General features: G+C 41.5%; 1 protein-coding gene. It reads left to right on the top strand.

What is annotated here, in order from left to right; translation table 11 throughout:
- Positions 1-76: 76 nt before the first annotated feature.
- A protein-coding gene (locus tag MT390_RS19635; RefSeq protein WP_499442897.1) for an IS3 family transposase occupies positions 77-1,611 on the top strand; the annotation gives its coding sequence in 2 pieces (ribosomal slippage) (positions 77-527 and positions 527-1,611; 1,536 coding nt in all).
- The last annotated feature ends 39 nt before the right edge of the window (positions 1,612-1,650 follow it).

The raw sequence follows: 1,650 nt of genomic DNA, 5'->3' as shown, positions 1-1,650 counted from the left end.
CCCCCTGTGTCAGACTAGTTGTCACCCCTTAGTTTTCACTTAATAATAAAGACAGGGAGCGGTAATTTAGATTTGAATGAATCGATATTCACCAGAAAGAAAAGAAGCAGTCTTAAGTAAAGTATTACCACCGCAATCAAGGTCAGTAGTTGAAGTTGCTGATGAAGAAGGCATACACTGTAGCACTTTATATACTTGGCTAAAAACAGCTCAAAGCAACGGTGTAACTATGTCTAATTCAACGTCTTTAACGGCGGAAAAGAAACTTGCAATTATTATTGAAACTAGCCCATTAACTGAATCTGAATTGGCAAAGTATTGTCGTGAGAATGGCTTTTATCCAGAGAAAATAAAAGCTTGGAAAAGTGAGTTTGTGCAAGGCATGCAAACAAAAAAAGTAAGCAGCAAAGCCAGTATTAAAGAGGCTAAAGATGATAAAGCCGAGATCAAGGCATTAAAAAAAGAGTTGAGACGCAAGGATAAGGCACTTGCTGAAACTGCTGCCATATTGGTGCTCAGAAAAAAGTTGAGCGCTCTCTACGACCAGGAGGACGAGGAGAGCTAACGCCACTGCTTGAGCGACAAAAGTTAATTATTCTGATCAATAACGCTTTTACAGCAGGTGCTAGAAAAAAAATTGCTTGTTCTGAAGTAGGAATAAGCCTGAGAACCTATCGTCGCTGGATAAAAGAAGATGCTTTGACGGTTGGAGATAGGCGCGTTGATGCTGATAGACCTGAGCCGAAAAATAAGTTAACTGATGCTGAACGGGCATCAGTTTTAGCGATCTGTAACAGCAAAGAATACGCCAGTTTACCCCCTTCTCAAATAGTGCCTACATTACTGGATGCGGGGGTATATATCGCGTCAGTATCAACGTTTTATCGGGTTCTGAAACAGGTTGGTCAACTCGTTCATCGAGGGCGTAGTAAAGTCCGTAAAAAAGTCAGTAAACCAACCACATATACCGCTAATAAAGCGAATGAGGTGTGGTCATGGGATATCACTTACTGCCACTCAAAAGTGCGGGGTCAATATTATTATCTATACATGATAGAAGATATTTATAGTCGAAAAATAGTCGGCTATGAGGTGCATGAAAACGAGTGTGGCATCAAGGCTGGTGAGTTACTTGAGCGAACCTGCTGGCGAGAGAAAACGGGTCGTAACCCGCTCGTTTTACATTCTGATAATGGTGCACCAATGAAAGCGGTAACGATGAAAGTAAAAATGGAAGAGCTCGGTGTTACGCCATCATATAACAGACCAAGAGTGAGTAACGATAACCCGTATTCTGAATCTACATTTAGGACGCTAAAATATCGACCTGATTGGCCATCTCATGGGTTTAGCGACTTGAGTGAGGTACGAGATTGGGTGCAAGGTTTTGTGACCTGGTATAACACGGAGCACAAGCACAGCAGAATCAAGTTCGTTACACCTAGTGAACGCCATGATGGTTTGGATACTGACATACTGAATAAGAGAAAAATCGTATTACTAGATGCTAGGGCTAAAAAACCACTGCGTTGGTCTGGTGAGGTTCAAGACTGTAATGCAATTGGAGCTGTCACATTAAATCCAGATACTCCTATGAAAGAAGCAGCATAAAAATTAGCTAATGAGTGCCAACTGTCTTGAAAAACACCG

The organism is Vibrio sp. 2-Bac 85 (assembly GCF_037546705.1).
Lineage (GTDB): Bacteria > Pseudomonadota > Gammaproteobacteria > Enterobacterales > Psychromonadaceae > Psychromonas.
Note: the sequence above shows the minus strand (reverse complement) of the source record. Positions and strands in the feature narration are given on the sequence as shown.